The 14,458-nt window shown below is 42.8% G+C and carries 11 protein-coding genes and 1 pseudogene; 7 read left to right on the forward strand and 5 right to left on the reverse strand.

Going from position 1 to position 14,458, the window contains the following annotated elements:
- Positions 1 to 38: 38 nt before the first annotated feature.
- Both PY364_RS14455 and PY364_RS14460 read right to left on the reverse strand, forming a co-directional pair.
- Positions 39 to 1,643: a CAP domain-containing protein gene (locus tag PY364_RS14455; RefSeq protein WP_275523493.1), complete on the reverse strand. Its 1,605-nt coding sequence runs from the start codon at positions 1,641 to 1,643 to the stop codon at positions 39 to 41.
- Positions 1,644 to 1,738: 95 nt separating this feature from the next.
- Positions 1,739 to 1,930 (reverse strand): hypothetical protein, encoded by a 192-nt coding sequence (locus tag PY364_RS14460; protein ID WP_275523495.1) that lies wholly within the window; start codon positions 1,928 to 1,930, stop codon positions 1,739 to 1,741.
- 301 nt (positions 1,931 to 2,231) lie between these two features.
- Between PY364_RS14460 and PY364_RS14465 the strand changes: the two genes are divergently transcribed.
- The gene (locus tag PY364_RS14465) at positions 2,232 to 4,703 is read left to right on the forward strand and encodes a tetratricopeptide repeat protein (RefSeq protein ID WP_275523497.1); all 2,472 of its coding nucleotides are present in this window, start codon (positions 2,232 to 2,234) and stop codon (positions 4,701 to 4,703) included.
- Here PY364_RS14465 and PY364_RS14470 read toward each other — a convergent pair.
- Together PY364_RS14470 and PY364_RS14475 are read right to left on the reverse strand one after the other, a co-directional pair.
- Positions 4,680 to 4,919: a hypothetical protein gene (locus PY364_RS14470; protein ID WP_275523499.1), complete on the reverse strand. Its 240-nt coding sequence runs from the start codon at positions 4,917 to 4,919 to the stop codon at positions 4,680 to 4,682. The genes PY364_RS14465 and PY364_RS14470 overlap by 24 nt on opposite strands.
- 303 nt (positions 4,920 to 5,222) lie before the next feature.
- On the reverse strand, positions 5,223 to 5,792 hold the full coding sequence (locus PY364_RS14475) for a glycine-rich domain-containing protein-like (protein WP_275523501.1): 570 nt from the start codon (positions 5,790 to 5,792) through the stop codon (positions 5,223 to 5,225).
- A gap of 379 nt (positions 5,793 to 6,171) precedes the next feature.
- Here PY364_RS14475 and PY364_RS14480 point away from each other — a divergent pair, with 379 nt between their 5' ends.
- The 3 genes from PY364_RS14480 (at position 6,172) to aspS (ending at position 9,904) form a co-directional block, all read left to right on the forward strand.
- On the forward strand, positions 6,172 to 7,020 hold the full coding sequence (locus tag PY364_RS14480; protein ID WP_275523503.1) for a zinc metalloprotease HtpX: 849 nt from the start codon (positions 6,172 to 6,174) through the stop codon (positions 7,018 to 7,020).
- A gap of 207 nt (positions 7,021 to 7,227) precedes the next feature.
- Positions 7,228 to 7,842, forward strand: coding sequence for a hypothetical protein (locus PY364_RS14485; protein WP_275523505.1), 615 nt, complete (start codon positions 7,228 to 7,230; stop codon positions 7,840 to 7,842).
- Positions 7,843 to 8,116: 274 nt separating this feature from the next.
- A complete protein-coding gene (aspS, locus tag PY364_RS14490) occupies positions 8,117 to 9,904 on the forward strand; it encodes an aspartate--tRNA ligase (protein WP_275523507.1) in 1,788 nt (595 codons plus the stop codon).
- A 240-nt stretch (positions 9,905 to 10,144) separates the two neighbouring features.
- Here the strand turns inward: aspS and PY364_RS14495 are convergent, their stop codons facing one another.
- Positions 10,145 to 10,963: a cobyrinic acid a,c-diamide synthase gene (locus PY364_RS14495; RefSeq protein WP_275523509.1), complete on the reverse strand. Its 819-nt coding sequence runs from the start codon at positions 10,961 to 10,963 to the stop codon at positions 10,145 to 10,147.
- A 386-nt stretch (positions 10,964 to 11,349) separates the two neighbouring features.
- Here PY364_RS14495 and PY364_RS14500 point away from each other — a divergent pair, with 386 nt between their 5' ends.
- From PY364_RS14500 to PY364_RS14510, 3 genes and pseudogenes are all read left to right on the forward strand, one after another.
- On the forward strand, positions 11,350 to 11,664 hold the full coding sequence (locus tag PY364_RS14500) for a Mo-dependent nitrogenase C-terminal domain-containing protein (RefSeq protein WP_343277576.1): 315 nt from the start codon (positions 11,350 to 11,352) through the stop codon (positions 11,662 to 11,664).
- 40 nt (positions 11,665 to 11,704) lie between these two features.
- A pseudogene (locus PY364_RS14505) lies at positions 11,705 to 11,878 on the forward strand (metal-dependent phosphohydrolase); the annotation flags it as partial.
- Between the two features lie 306 nt (positions 11,879 to 12,184).
- Positions 12,185 to 14,110, forward strand: a complete 1,926-nt coding sequence (locus PY364_RS14510; RefSeq protein WP_275523513.1) for an alpha-amylase family glycosyl hydrolase — start codon at positions 12,185 to 12,187, stop codon at positions 14,108 to 14,110.
- Positions 14,111 to 14,458 lie beyond the last annotated feature (348 nt).

The following is a 14,458-nucleotide window of genomic DNA, read 5'->3' on the forward strand; positions in this document are numbered from 1 at the left end:
GGCGATCTCCTAAATCGCAAATCTATCTGATGACTAGATCAGACAATGATAAAGTTTGCTGCCGTCAACGAAACATCATGGACAATGGCAAAGTTGTTTCCTGGGCTGAGGGTGATTTCAGAAAATGAAAGCCCTCCCCCATTAGGAACAGAACCTTGCCTAGTAATTGCGGCTAAAACAGCCGCTCCATTGCTAAAACCAAGACCAGCAGCTACCTGAATCTTGTCATCAGTTACGACAAAATCACTGATCTGATCTTGACCACTTGACGCACCAAAGAAGAAGGTATCTTTGCCTGCACCACCTACTATAAAATCGTCCCCATTACCCCCATTCAGGAAATCATCCCCATCGCCACCATCAAAGAACTCATTGCCAGCACCACCCAGCAGGGTATCATTGCCAGCATTACCGTAGAGAACATCGTTCCCATCGCCACCGTCAAGGGAATCATTGCCATCCCCTCCTCTCAGGTAGTCGTTACCAGCTAAACCGCTAATAGTGTCACCAAGTTCTTGCCCGAAGAGACTGTCATTGCCGGCAGTACCAACAATACCAATAGTAGGTGTTTGCTGTCCCCCGATAATTTTCCGTGAAACGCTCCCAACATCGCCAGTAAAATTAGTCAACAATGCCAAGGCTTTATTACTACCATTAATGCTGGCATAAACTCCTAGACTATTGCTGTCATTACGAGCAACTAAAATGCGAGATCCCTTCAGATCACCTAACAGTTCAATGAAATCAGAAGCAACATCAAAGTCGGGGATAATAGCTAATCTATTGCTGTCAAAGGCAAAAGTATCGCTTCCTAAACCGCCTACCACCGTATCTATCCCACCGCCCCCGATTAAATAATCATCGCCCTTACCACCGTTCAGTAGGTCATTGCCGATGTTGCCGACCAGTAGGTCATTGCCGTTACCGCCATACAAAGTATAGATGCCGCTACCCCCCTGCAAGGTATCGCTACCAGCAGTTCCCAGAAGAGTATGATTACCGTCACTTCCTGTATCTGAAGGTGGTGCAATAGGAACGGGTGGAGGTGTTGGATTGGGTACAGGTGTTGTGGGTGGAGCAGATGCTTCTTTGTATGCGTCAGCAAAATCAATCACAGCCATTGTTCCGTACTGAGCGTGAGAACCAACGCTTACGCCGGCGAATCCGTAAGAAGGTTTAAGGATGTTTTCTCTGTGCCCGCGACTCGAAACGCCATCATCAACTAGGAGATGGATCGCAATTTCACGACCGGTACTGGCTCCATAATCGATATTTTCGCCTGCTCCACCTTGTCCGTAGCGCTCGACTCTTTGAGTTGGATTACTACCATCGCTACCTATGTGTCCCAAAATTCCTTTTGGTCCTGCATCATTGACGTGATCTTTGGCCCCCAGAGACAGTCCTTGGGATGGACTCAAAGCAGGTAAAGGAGAAGTCGAGCGCAAAACGCGGATCGCTTCATCAACTGCCGCTACACCTTCGTTAGTGCGGATGGTAATTTGTCCGGGAACTTGGAGCAAGTTGCCATTATAATACTGCCTTCTTTGCGTCAATATATCTGCATAGGCGTTGGGATTTGTCCGTGCCAGATTGATCTCATCAAGGACGCTTTGTTCTACCGAAGATAGATAATCTACTGCCATATTTAACCTCCAATTTTATCAATAAATCGATTTTTCCCAAACACAACGTAGTAGAATAGTCACCCGTATTCAGCCAGCACAAAAATTAGAAAAGCCTAAAAACAAAGGCCAAATCTGCAACCAAGACCTCTCATCCGATCAAAGGTTGTTGGTACGCCGTCGCTACTCATGCCACAAAAGAATGTGGTGCTTTGAGCGTAGCTGGGTTGATTGAAGGTGGCGGCTGTGCCGATCGCCGCGATCGCCCCCATTCCCACAACCGCCATCAGTGATTGCCATTTATTCATGTGGAGTTAACCTCTCTGACAAAATTAATTGAGTTCCAACTTTGAGTTATCTTGAGAAATAAGGGCGATCGCACCACTTCCACCAACAGTTTGGCTAACTCATCTGGTGGAAATCAGCCCGATGCCCAACATAGGCTATGCCAATAACTTTTCAACTCCTCACAGCAGCGATGCACCTGATAAATCTGGTCTAAAATTATTGGCCCTGAGCTTCTAATCCTTTTTACAATGCCGCTCTGAGATGCGTCACGATCATCTCAGATGGATTAGCACTGATCTTGACTTTTATCCCGAACTGTGTATGAGCCAGCCAACTCTCAGAGCCTCCGAGCAAGGACACCGACAAATTCAGGAAGCTAGGAACACCAATCAAAAGAAATGGGTAGCAAAAGAAGATAACCTCACCCCTTTAATCGAAGCGACTCAATGGCTCATTAACCAATATGCCGAGGAAAAAGGTTGGAATGTCAATGACCCAGGATGGGTGAGAAATTTCGAGCAGTTTTTGCGAGTCGAGAAACATCAAGACATCAATGAAATTAAGAAAAAAATCACACAGTCGCAGCAGGGTTCACTCTTTGAAAGACTTATTAAACTTATAGACGAAGGGACAGCCTTTGCTCACGGCATTTCTTATGGTACTTGGAGCAATTTTGCCTCTCCTACAAGATGCGTAGGGATTAACGAGCAAGCTTTTAAAGCTTATTGCCATATTTTAGGTTTAAATTGGCAAGAAATTGCTGAAAAACCGCCAAAAAAATCTACCAGTTTTTCAGATATATGCCAAAACTTACCCGGTAAAGATGGCAATTTTATCGGTAGAGAACAAGAAATTGAACGATTGCTAATGCTGCTCTCTTTTGATAGCAATCACAGCCGAATTAGCATTGAAGGTTGTGGTGGCGTAGGAAAAACATCTCTAGCATTAGAAGCTGCTTATCGCTGCCTAAATGCCAACCAGGAAAATGCTAAAGTTCCGAGTTTTGAAGCAATTATCTTTACCTCAGCGAAAGCACAACGTTTAACAGTAAAAGGTATTGTAAAACGCTCCCATCGCGAGAGCACACTAAGAGATATATTTCAAGCCATCGCTCATACTCTCAAATGTCATAACATTATTCGTGGAGACTTTGACGAACAACAAAAACTTATTTTTTATCGTTTAAGTCAACAGCAAACTCTGTTAATTATAGACAATCTGGAAACCCTTGACGAGCAACAAATTGTACTAGATTTTTTGCAGGATTTACCCATAACAGTAAAAGCGGTGATTACTACTCGCATTCAAGCTAATTTTCCTCGAATATTGCTTGACAGTTTACCTCTTGATGAAGGGTTACACCTCATTCAACAACAAGCTGAAGCGAAAGCTATAACTTTATCAGAAACAGCAGCTTCTAAAATTTGCCACAAAACAAGTGGTATCCCCGCAGCGATCGTTTATGTACTCGGTCAATTAGCAGCAAACTACAAGCTAGAAAATGTTTTAAATCGATTGCTTTCACCCACAGGTGAAGTCGCTAATTTTTGTTTTGAAGGTTCAATTCAGCCGCTCAGAGGAAAATTAGCTCACCAACTATTAATGACGGTGGCATTATTCCCTCATCCCGCTTTAGAAGAGGCAATTATACAAACTGCTATCCCGATTGATTACGATGGAGAAGCCATTGATGAAGCTCTAGCCAAATTACAGCAACTTTCTTTGATTAAATATCAGGAAGATCGCTATCAAATGATTTCCTTAACTCGCGAATACGTCTTAAATGAATTAAAAATAAACGCTGATTTTGAAGCAGCAGCGCGGGAACGCTGGGTTTCTTGGTATCTAAAATATTGCCAAAAACACGGGGGTCAAGATGGTAAAGAGTGGAACAATTACGATGAACTGAGTGCTGAATGGGAAAATATTCAAGTAGCGATTGATTGGTGTATTAATCAAGAAAAATACAGTGACTTCTTACAATTTTGGCAGCAGGTCAAAGGTTATTCTTACGCTCAGAGTTATAACCGCGATCGCCTAAATTATTGGAGTTACCGCTTAGATTGGACAGAATGGCTTATTGAAGCAGCGAAGAAGCGAAAAGATTTGACAACTGCTGCCGAAGCAATGTGCGATCGCGCTTGGACTCTCACGATCGTGGGACAGGCAAAACATTTAGAATTAGCAGAAAATTTACTCAAAGAAACGTGGCAACTTCGCCATTATCAAAGTCACACTTTTCAGATTGATTTAGCAATTAATATTGCTGTTCTCCGAATTGGCAAACAGCAATTTCAACAGGCACTTTTATGGCTAAAAAAAGCTTTACTTTTGGTGGAAATGAATCAGCCAAAAGACGAAAAATCAAAACTCCAGCATATTCATATTTCTTATTACCAAGGTAAGATATACTTCCTAAAAGAAGATTATGAACAAGCTAAAATACACTATCAACAAACACTCAAAAAATCCCAAGAGATAGGCTGGCAGCGTAGTATCGCCTTAGCCAAAAATTGGCTAGGAGATATTGCTGTCGAACAGGAAAACTTTGATGAAGCCAGACTGTTATTAGAGGAAAGTTTACAAATTGCCCAACGAAACCAAGATCGGAGTCGGGAAGCGTACTGCAAAGAATCGCTCGCTTTTCTAGCAAAAAAACAACAGGATTTAACAACAGCAACCTACTGGGCAAATTTAGCGATTGAAGACTTTACTACCTTGGGAATGCTGCCTGAAGTTGAAAGAATGACTACTTTTGTTCAAAGTTTATCACTCAGTAGAGATCCAATTTGAATTCCCGTCTTTAAGGGAATTGGTTTGCTTTTCGCAGGCGCTTAGCAGGACAACTAAAACAATTAAAACAAGGGCAATTAATAACCAGATACTTGTATTATATTCCTGTTCTACAAAGCGTTTCTTGCAAATTGTGCAGAATCTTTCTTGTGGTCGATCGGGGTGTTCTACAATGTAGCAAACAGGTTTTCCTAAGATATCGTGAGGGCAAGACATAATAACTCCGAAGTAAATGAATAAATCATGGGAAAAAAGCTGTTAAAATCTTGAACAAAATCTGTAGGGGCGGGTTCGCCAGGATATTTGACACCCATCGACAAATTATGTAAACCCGCCCCGATCCCACCGATAAATTAACAATTAATTGAATTTAAGGGTGATTCGGGGATGGTTGTTTGGGGATTATTCGTTGGGTGGGGGCGGGTTTATCGAGATTATTTGTGAGTGACAAATATCTTGGCAAACCCGCCCCTACAGAAATCATGTCTATTTAACTACACTTGATATCCGCGCTTATTCTTAACTCAAAGCTTCAGGAAAAATAGCCAAGACTTCGGTTTTAATATCCACTGTCGGGCGATTTTCCCCTTTCTTCTTGGATTCTGTCAGCCTTTCACAACGAGCACCTTCCTTTTTTTTCTCCTCAGCTTTCAGCCAGATTTTCGATCGATCTAGTTTGTCACTAGGAGAGATGCCAAAATGCTGCTTGAAAATAGTTTGAGTCTCAGCAAAAGCTGTCTTCCAATTTTGCTCATCTGCCTCACCCCGCAGACTAAAATAAGGGAAATGGTGAACATAGCGACCAAATAAAAGTTCGCAGTCTTGGTGATACTTGCTGGTATCCAAAATGTGATTGTGCCAAACTGCATCTATTTCCTGTGTGGGGACAAACGGCCGATCGGGATATAGGTAAATGAGTCCCAAAAATGCCATGTAACGCGCGATCGCCCTCACAGTTTTTGCTTTTGTCCAGCCACGACCTTTTTCTGGGTGCATTAGCTTATAGGCAATTGGGCCTAAATCTAATGCTCTTAGTTTGTTAAGAAAAACTTGAACTTCTGCACGCACAACTTTCTGCTCAACTGACATAAGTTGAACTCCTCTTCTTACTTTGAATGAAAGGTTGAAGAAGCTCGTTGGCCAACTGCTTCTATATATTTATCTGGATAAACTCAAAAAATTATTGCAAAGTTGCCCAAAATTTTATCGATAGGCATCCTACAAATAGCAAAATCCCCATATGAAAGGCTGCGGACTTAAATCGGCAGCGCTTTTCTGTTATTTTTAGCACTGTTGTATAACTTTGGAGAATTGGTATCAGGTACGCTAAACCGTACCTCTGGATTCGCGTTCTCCTCCATGCTCAGCCTGTAAAGTACCGATACAATGTCAATAAGTATAAAAAGCAATCAAATTGCTGACTTAGATAGATTACTAGAGAAGCGACTGCCGGAAGGAGAGGACGCAAATGAACCAAGTTAAAACTGTTGCATTGTTAGGTCTATTGAGCGGTCTTTTAGTTACCGTTAGCTATTGGGTAATCGGAGGCACTGGTGGTGCCTTGATTGGTGTTGCCTTGGCTGCTGTGATGAATTTGGGCTCTTGGTATTATTCCGATCGAATTGCTTTGGCAGCTTACGGAGCTCAGCCAGTAAGTTCGATTCAAGCACCGGGACTTTATAGCATGGTGGAAACTTTGTCACAGCGTGCGAGTTTGCCTATGCCGGCAGTTTACATTATTCCTAGTTCGGCGGCTAATGCTTTTGCTACTGGTCGTGACCCAGAACACGCTGCGGTTGCTGTCACTGAAGGCATTATGAATATGTTGCCGGATGATGAACTTGAAGCGGTGCTCGCGCACGAATTAAGCCACATTAATAATCGCGATACTCTTACCCAAGCTGTTGCTGCTACGGTGGCTGGTGCTATTTCTTTGTTAGCACAAATAGCAAGTTATAGTATGTGGTTTGGTGGTTCGCGAGATGATGATAATGGCCGCAATCCTTTGGGGTTGTTGTTGAGTATTATTTTGGCTCCTGTAGCAGCATCGGTGATTCAGTTGGCAATTTCACGCACGCGGGAATTTTCTGCTGATGCGGGTGCGGCTAAGTTAACTGGAAATCCCCGTGCTTTGGCTCGTGCTTTACAGCGTTTAGAAAGCAGCGCAAGGCAGATGCCGCTGGATGGTAATCCCGCTTTTGAACCGCTTTTGATTATCAATTCTTTCTCTGGAGATTGGTTGAAGAACCTATTTTCTACTCACCCTTCAACAGAAGCACGGATTGAGAATTTGTTGAAGCTAGAGCAACAATTGTAGATGGTTAACTGTTAACTGTTAACTGTTAACTGGTAATTGCAATAACTGGTAATTCCAATTAAACGTAGGGTGGGCACTCGCCGACAACCATCTACGGCTATGAGTTACAGCTTTTTGGCGGCGAGCGCCCACCTTACGAAAGTTACGAAAGTCTACAAAAGTCAAAATTCCCAGTCCTCAGTTCCGATTAATTTAGGAGAAACGATTATGACAGATGAAACTAATATCCCCCAAGAATCTTCAATTGTTCAGTCAGTCAGTGAAGAAACTACAGACTTAGTAAAAGCAGAGATGCCTAATGCTACTGAAGATGTAATTAAGGAAACTTCTGCACTGTTTGAAGCGATTAAAAAACGGGTACAAACAGAAATGCAAACGGCTACCGATCTCACGCGCGAAGCTTATCAAAAAGCGGTGACAAAAGCACAGCAAAGTGTTGAGCAAAATCAGACTACTGTTAAAGAACGGATGGAAGAAGCTGTGCGTTTGGTGCAACAGGAAGCTGAGAAAAATTGGCTGGTGGTGGATGCGATTAAAACGCGAGCACAGTCAGAGGTACAATCTGCTGGTGAGGTTAGCCGCGATACTTACCTGAAGGCGGTTAGGGAAGCGCGAACTGCGGTAGAAGAAAATAAATTGATTGAACGCGATCGCATTGAACAAGCTGTTGAACAAATTCAAAAGGAAGCTGAGAAAAATTGGCACGTTATTGTTAGCGAAATTGAGTCGATTGGTACTCGATTAGCGGAGGCTGCTAAGTCTGCGTGGAGCGCTCTAATGGCTTCTTTACCTAAGTCAGACAGTGATAAAACTGACTCGTAGATAGTTTCTAGCCTTGATATAAGCGATGCCTGCCTATGGTAGGCATCGCTTATTAGGTACGTAGTTGCGCTTCAGCGCTCTTTGGGCGGAAGTAAATTAGGTAGCTTGTTGCGCTTGAGCGCTTAAGAGGGCTAAAGCCCAACTACGTACCTGCATAAGAGGGCTAAAGCCCAACTACGTACCTAAAAATCAACCGCGATCTTGTGACACTTGCGAAAGTCCTATATACTGGTATGTCACCTGTAATCAAGCCTAGAGACCTGAATCAACTATCATGCGAACCCACTATTGCGGCGAACTCCTAAGCGAGCATATTGGAGAGACTGTTACCCTGTGCGGATGGGTAGACCGTCGCCGCGATCACGGTGGCGTTATTTTTCTGGATTTGCGCGATCGCACTGGACTTGTGCAAATTGTCAGCGATCCCCAACGCACGCCAACTTCCTATGAAGCGGCTGACCATTTACGCAGCGAATATGTGGTGAGAATTACGGGGAAAGTGACGCGACGGCCTGAAGATTCCCTCAATCCTAAGTTAGCGACGGGAGAGGTAGAAGTTTATGCGGCGGAGATTGAGTTATTGAATGCTGTTCGCAAACAGTTACCGTTTCAGGTTTCGACGGCGGAAACTGAAAGCGTGCGCGAAGAATTGCGGTTGAAGTATCGATATTTGGATTTGCGGCGCGATCGCATGAGTCGTAATTTACAACTCCGCCACCAAGTAGTTAAAGCTATCCGCCGCCATCTCGAAGATGCGGAAAACTTCATCGAAGTAGAAACGCCAATTTTAACTCGTTCTACTCCTGAAGGTGCGAGAGATTATCTAGTTCCCAGCCGCGTAAATTCGGGGGAATGGTACGCTTTACCGCAGTCACCGCAGCTATTTAAGCAATTGTTAATGGTCTCTGGTTTTGATAGATATTATCAGATTGCCCGATGTTTTCGCGATGAAGATTTGCGGGCAGACAGACAGCCAGAATTTACTCAATTAGACATGGAAATGAGCTTCATGTCTCTGGAAGAAATTCTAGAATTAAATGAAGGTTTAACCTGTCACATATTCAAAACTGTTAAAGGGATTGATTTACCTTGTCCTTTCCCACGTTTGACCTATGCTGAAGCGATGGGACGCTACGGAAGTGATAAACCAGATACTCGCTTTGGCTTGGAATTAGTCGATGTTTCCGACTTGATGAAAGATTCCGGGTTTAAGGTATTTTCTGGTGCTGTAGCCTCTGGTGGGATTGTGAAAGTATTGCCAATTCCCGGCGGGAATGATGCCATCTCAAATGTGCGGATTAAACCAGGCGGTGACTTATTTAAAGAAGCCAGCGAAGCAGGTGCAAAGGGTTTAGCTTATATTCGCGTCCGGGATAACGGCGAAATAGATACGATTGGCGCGATTAAAGATAACCTGAAAGAGGAACAAAAGCAAGAATTACTCGTTCGCACGGGTGCAAAACCAGGTCATTTACTATTATTTGGTGCTGGTGATGCGCCAACTGTAAATAAGACTTTAGATAGATTGCGTTTAGCCGTTGGTCAAGAGCTAGGATTGATTGATAAGGATAAAATGAATCTCTTGTGGGTGACTGATTTTCCAATGTTTGAATGGAATGCTGATGAGAAGCGTTTAGAAGCACTGCATCACCCATTCACTGCACCGCATCCTGATGATATTAACGATCTGAAGACGGCGCGAGCCCAAGCTTACGATTTAGTCTTAAATGGCACTGAAGTCGGCGGCGGTTCTCGCAGAATTTATCAGCGGGAAATTCAGGAAAAAGTATTTGAGGCGATTGGATTATCGACAGAGGAAGCTTACAATAAGTTTGGCTTTTTGTTAGATGCCTTTGAGTACGGTACGCCGCCTCACGGGGGAATTGCTTACGGTTTGGATCGGTTGGTGATGCTATTAGCTGGTGAGGAGTCAATTCGCGATGTAATTGCCTTTCCGAAGACGCAGCAGGCGCGGTGTTTGTTAACGAATGCACCGTCTGGGGTTGATGATAAACAGTTGAAAGAGTTGCACGTTCAATCGACTGCTAAGCCGAAGGTTTAGTGAGGGGAAATGCGAGGCGATCGCGTTTCTGTTGCGCTTTTTCACAGGTTAGGAAATGAGGCGCGATCGCGGATCGGAAAAACTAGGTAAGTAGAAGGAAGAAGGAAGAAGGAAGAAGGAAGAAGGAAGAAGGAAGAATGTTTATACAGTCAGCTTTTTAGCCATCCCGATCTTATGTTTAATTAGGTGGATTTACTTAATTGGTAATTGGTAATTGGTAATTGATAATTGGTAATTGGTTTAATTAGGGATGGATTCAAATTCTGGGGGAAAGATATCGTCTGGCGCAGAATTAAAAATATATTCGTAGTCAAAACGGAAAGAGTTTACATGGCGCATGATCGCAAATCCACAATTACTGACTTTATCTGTCGTGAAAGTTGCCATGACTAGCTCGATTAACTTTCTATAGCTAATCTCAGGAACTTTGATATAATAAGTACGGCGGGCAAAAAATATTTTTTCATCTTTTGGCACAACTAAGTTGTTAATTCTGTGAGCGTGTTGAATCGGTTTGATGTAATCATTAATAAATATTTCCTGATTTTTCTGGAGTCTTGATAACCTTTCCTGTTGCAACCAGCTCATTTTAAACATAATTTTAATGAACTCAATGCCTAAAATATAAGAGAAAACATTATTGCGTTCTTCTGTACTCAAAACTAAACGCAATGCTGATTCCAAATACTGATCTGGCTGCCGATGTGTATCTTGAGCAGAATGGATATAAAATTGTCGAATATAACCTCTGAGCACAGATTCATTCAGTTCAGTTTCAATGCGAAAACCGATGAGATGTTGTTTAACTCTGTTAAGAGTATCTACATCTTCTAGCATTTTTGAAACCAAGCCATCTGCTGTGTAATCATCCAAAAACTCTGCTTGCATCTGAGGAGAAGATGCACAAAGTATGTAAGACAGCGACAAAACGTAACGCCGCTGGTTCCAAGGTAAGCTTTCAGCCCATTTTTTGACTTCGACAGGGAGTTTATCTAAAATAGTATTTGCCCGATTGTATTTTTGAGGAAAATCGGCGTATTGATGTTGTTGGTTAGCCATCCTGTGAAACTGAGATCGGTAAGTTGAAAGAATAATTAAGTTGCAATTCTTAGCTGAATAGGAATAGAGTTTAGGAGCAGGATAGTTATAAGTTATGAGTTATGAATTATTGCAGATTGCCTGATTATTAATAGAGCGAGAAAACTTTTAATTAAGCATTAAAACTCAAAACTCAAAACTTATAACTTCTCGATCTTCCACCTGCCGCGATCCAGGTCACACTCTCAACCTGCTTAAAATCACAAAAATAGCTTATTGACCTCACATCCCACTACTGTGAAAGTCACAGAGAAGACTTATTTGTATCACAGAGGCAACAGTGGATTTAGCTGATGATTGAGACAGGTTCCAATAGCCTCGATCTAGAACAATTTGTGAAGTTAGTCATGGAAATTACTACAACTATTTTCCCAGAAAGCGACCACTTGCACCCAAGTCTTAAAGATAAACTCCTGCACCCCTTGCGTCAATGGTTGGATAGTATTGATGTGCGTGACCCCCAACTGGCCCGGCGGCTGTGCTTGCTCATTCCAGCTCAATGTCCCTTTGAGAGAGACATCTGCCTATGGGGTCATCAACTTTTCCATATCCCACCTCTTTGCAAGCTTAACCCAGTATATGACGAACTGGTATGGTTGCGTTTCCGAGCTCTATCGTTCTTAGCTGATGTCTGTGGGGAAGATGTTACCCCTTACTGCTGATCCAAGGAAGCGATCAAAAATTTGTGTGATGATATTGTGACACTCCTATTTAGTGACATTGGCGGGACAGGCAATTTTGCGGGGTAAACACATTCGTGAGGGTGGTGTTTCCTGTGAAGATTGGCTGCACTTTCACATATCTCTGGTTTGTCATGATATTGGATATGTTAAAGGTGTCTGCCGCGAAGATCGATGCGATTTGGGAATATATGCAGTAATAACGCTTTAAGTAGTCGGACGGAATTGATTATATCAGGACTTAGGTAAAAGTATCCGTAACGCCGCCATCTTGGCGGTGACTTGACCGCCAAGATGGCGGCGTTACGTAGGTAAACTGATGATAGATTGACGGCTGTGACATTTCTCCTCAACCATGAGTCCGCCATCCGTCTAAAGGAAGATTGCACGCAGAAAAACATTCCGTATGATGCTGTATAAAGACGGTCTTAACGGTGAGCAAATACAGCCTTGCTCTCCGTTGAGCAAATTTTGCTATTACACTATATCTGAAACTAATTTTATGACACCCGTTACCCCAACTCAAACTTCAGAACAATATCATGTAACTAATCCCCAAGCAGAAGTTGAAGCTCTCGTAGAAGAAGTTAAACAAGAAAACGAGATTGATTTAGAATTTCTTTACACCAGAGATATAGAATTTCGCCAAGAAACCATTTATTTCATCGTAGTTGACCGCTTCTTTGACGGCGATGCAGAAAATAGCGAAGGCCCAAACCCCGAACTTTACGATCCAGAAGCAAAAGACTGGGGAAAATATTGGGGTGGTGACTTACAAGGAGTTATTGACAAACTCGACTACTTAAAAAACCTGGGAATAACAGCAATCTGGCTAACTCCTTTGTTTGAGCAGGTTGAAGCCTTATTTATCGAACAAGCCGCTATTCACGGTTACTGGATTAAAGATTTTAAGCGGCTCAATCCTCGTTTTATTGCCAAAGGTGAAAACCCTTCTCTTAACGAAACCCAGGAAACAAAAACTACAACATTTGACCGCTTAATTGCTGAACTGCACAAACGGAATATGAAATTTATTCTGGATATTGTCTGCAATCACAGCAACCCAGATTTTAGCGGCAAAAAGGGCGAACTCTACGACGACGGAGTGAAAATAGCTGATTTCAACGACGACAAAAATAACTGGTATCACCACTACGGCGAAGTTCAAAACTGGGAAGATGAATGGCAGGTACAAAACTGCGAGCTTAGTGGTTTAGCCACTTTCAATGAAAACAATATCGAATACCGAAACTACATCAAATCAGCTATTAAACAGTGGTTAGACCGAGGCGTTGATGCTTTGCGAGTGGATACAGTTAAGCATATGCCAATCTGGTTTTGGCAAGAATTTAACGCTGACATTTTAACTCACCGACCTGATGTTTTCATCTTTGGAGAGTGGATTTATAGCGATCCTAGAAGTGACCCCTCAGTGGAATTTGCCAATGAGTCTGGGATGACAATTTTGGACTTTGGTTTGTGCGTGGCAATTCGAGGAGCTTTGGCGCAGGGTGCGGAAGAGGGATTTAATTTAATTCAGGATGTTCTGAATCTAGATCACCGTTATTACGGGGCAACGGAGTTGATTACATTTGTTGACAATCACGATATGCCCAGGTTTCAATCATTAAATCCTGACCCAGAAATGCTGCGGCTGGCGATTGATTTAATTATGACAACTCGCGGTATTCCCTGTATTTATTATGGCACGGAACAGTATCTCCATGATGATACAGATGGCGGTAATGACCCTTACAATCGCCCGATGATGGAAGCGTGGGAAACCGACACGCCGATTTACCGAGATTTGCGATTACTCTCTGGTCTGCGGCGGCTAAATCCAGCTATTTCAATGGGTAGCCACTGGCAAAAGTATTTAACTCCTGATGTCTATTGTTACGTGCGGAGATATCGGGATTCAGTGGTATTTGTAGCGATGAATCGCGGCAATTCTGTGACAATTGAATCGGTTGATACTGAGTTGCCAGATGGAGAACATACGGATGTTTTATCACGCCGCAAGTTTGAAGTAAAAGACAGGATATTGCATAATTTAGAACTCGATTCGCGGGAAGTAATTATTTTCAGCCACGTCGGGGAGCGAGTTAAAGGGCAAGTAATTGTGCGGGTTCAGCTCAATAGCGTTCAAACTCAGCCTGGTGAGAGGATTGTGGTAATTGGAGATTGTCCAGAGTTAGGCAACTGGGATATTAGCAACGCTTACCCACTGGAATACATTAATACTAATACTTGGTTTGGGGAGATTCCTTTTAATGAAAGTGCTGGTAAGCTAATTGCTTACAAGTACGTTTTATTACGGGAGGGACAGTCACCCCTGCGAGAAAATCTCGTTTGCCGCCGCTGGGTTTTAGCTCATGAAGGAACAGTTAAATGGCGTGATAAATGGTCATCTGGCCGTGAGTCTTAAAATCCCATTAGTTTTGCTCTCCAAATGTAGATAATAATCCTCACGGGATAATTGCAGGAGCAAATTGGTAAACGCCTTTGGCGATAAGGTCAGTAATATTTCGATAGAAGTGCCTGACGGGGCAAAAACCCTGTCAGGTTTTTTACTTATATTGACACTCTCAGGGCTAAAGCCGCTGAGTTTCCCACTTACCGAACTATTTTTATGAGTTGTAATCCGCCTTTATTGTTCAGTTCGCTTAAATCGAGAATATTCTTCAAAAGGTGATATAGTAAACTTACCACAGGTTGATTTTTACTGCATATCCTATCTGGGGCAAGCTAAGTTCTTCACAAAAACTTCACATTT

The sequence above is a fragment of the Kamptonema sp. UHCC 0994 genome (genome assembly GCF_029167235.1).
In the GTDB taxonomy this organism is placed as follows: Bacteria; Cyanobacteriota; Cyanobacteriia; order Cyanobacteriales; family Microcoleaceae; genus Kamptonema.

Bases quoted from the DNA above. Each gene is read 5' to 3' on its own strand.
- PY364_RS14480 (WP_275523503.1), top strand. From the start codon at position 6,172: ATGAACCAAGTTAAAACTGTTGCATTGTTAGGTCTATTGAGCGGTCTT.
- PY364_RS14510 (WP_275523513.1), top strand. From the start codon at position 12,185: ATGACACCCGTTACCCCAACTCAAACTTCAGAACAATATCATGTAACT.
- PY364_RS14485 (WP_275523505.1), top strand. From the start codon at position 7,228: ATGACAGATGAAACTAATATCCCCCAAGAATCTTCAATTGTTCAGTCA.
- PY364_RS14500 (WP_343277576.1), top strand. From the start codon at position 11,350: ATGGAAATTACTACAACTATTTTCCCAGAAAGCGACCACTTGCACCCA.
- aspS (WP_275523507.1), top strand. From the start codon at position 8,117: ATGCGAACCCACTATTGCGGCGAACTCCTAAGCGAGCATATTGGAGAG.
- PY364_RS14465 (WP_275523497.1), top strand. From the start codon at position 2,232: ATGAGCCAGCCAACTCTCAGAGCCTCCGAGCAAGGACACCGACAAATT.
- PY364_RS14475 (WP_275523501.1), bottom strand. From the start codon at position 5,792: ATGTCAGTTGAGCAGAAAGTTGTGCGTGCAGAAGTTCAAGTTTTTCTT.
- PY364_RS14495 (WP_275523509.1), bottom strand. From the start codon at position 10,963: ATGGCTAACCAACAACATCAATACGCCGATTTTCCTCAAAAATACAAT.
- PY364_RS14455 (WP_275523493.1), bottom strand. From the start codon at position 1,643: ATGGCAGTAGATTATCTATCTTCGGTAGAACAAAGCGTCCTTGATGAG.
- PY364_RS14460 (WP_275523495.1), bottom strand. From the start codon at position 1,930: ATGAATAAATGGCAATCACTGATGGCGGTTGTGGGAATGGGGGCGATC.
- PY364_RS14470 (WP_275523499.1), bottom strand. From the start codon at position 4,919: ATGTCTTGCCCTCACGATATCTTAGGAAAACCTGTTTGCTACATTGTA.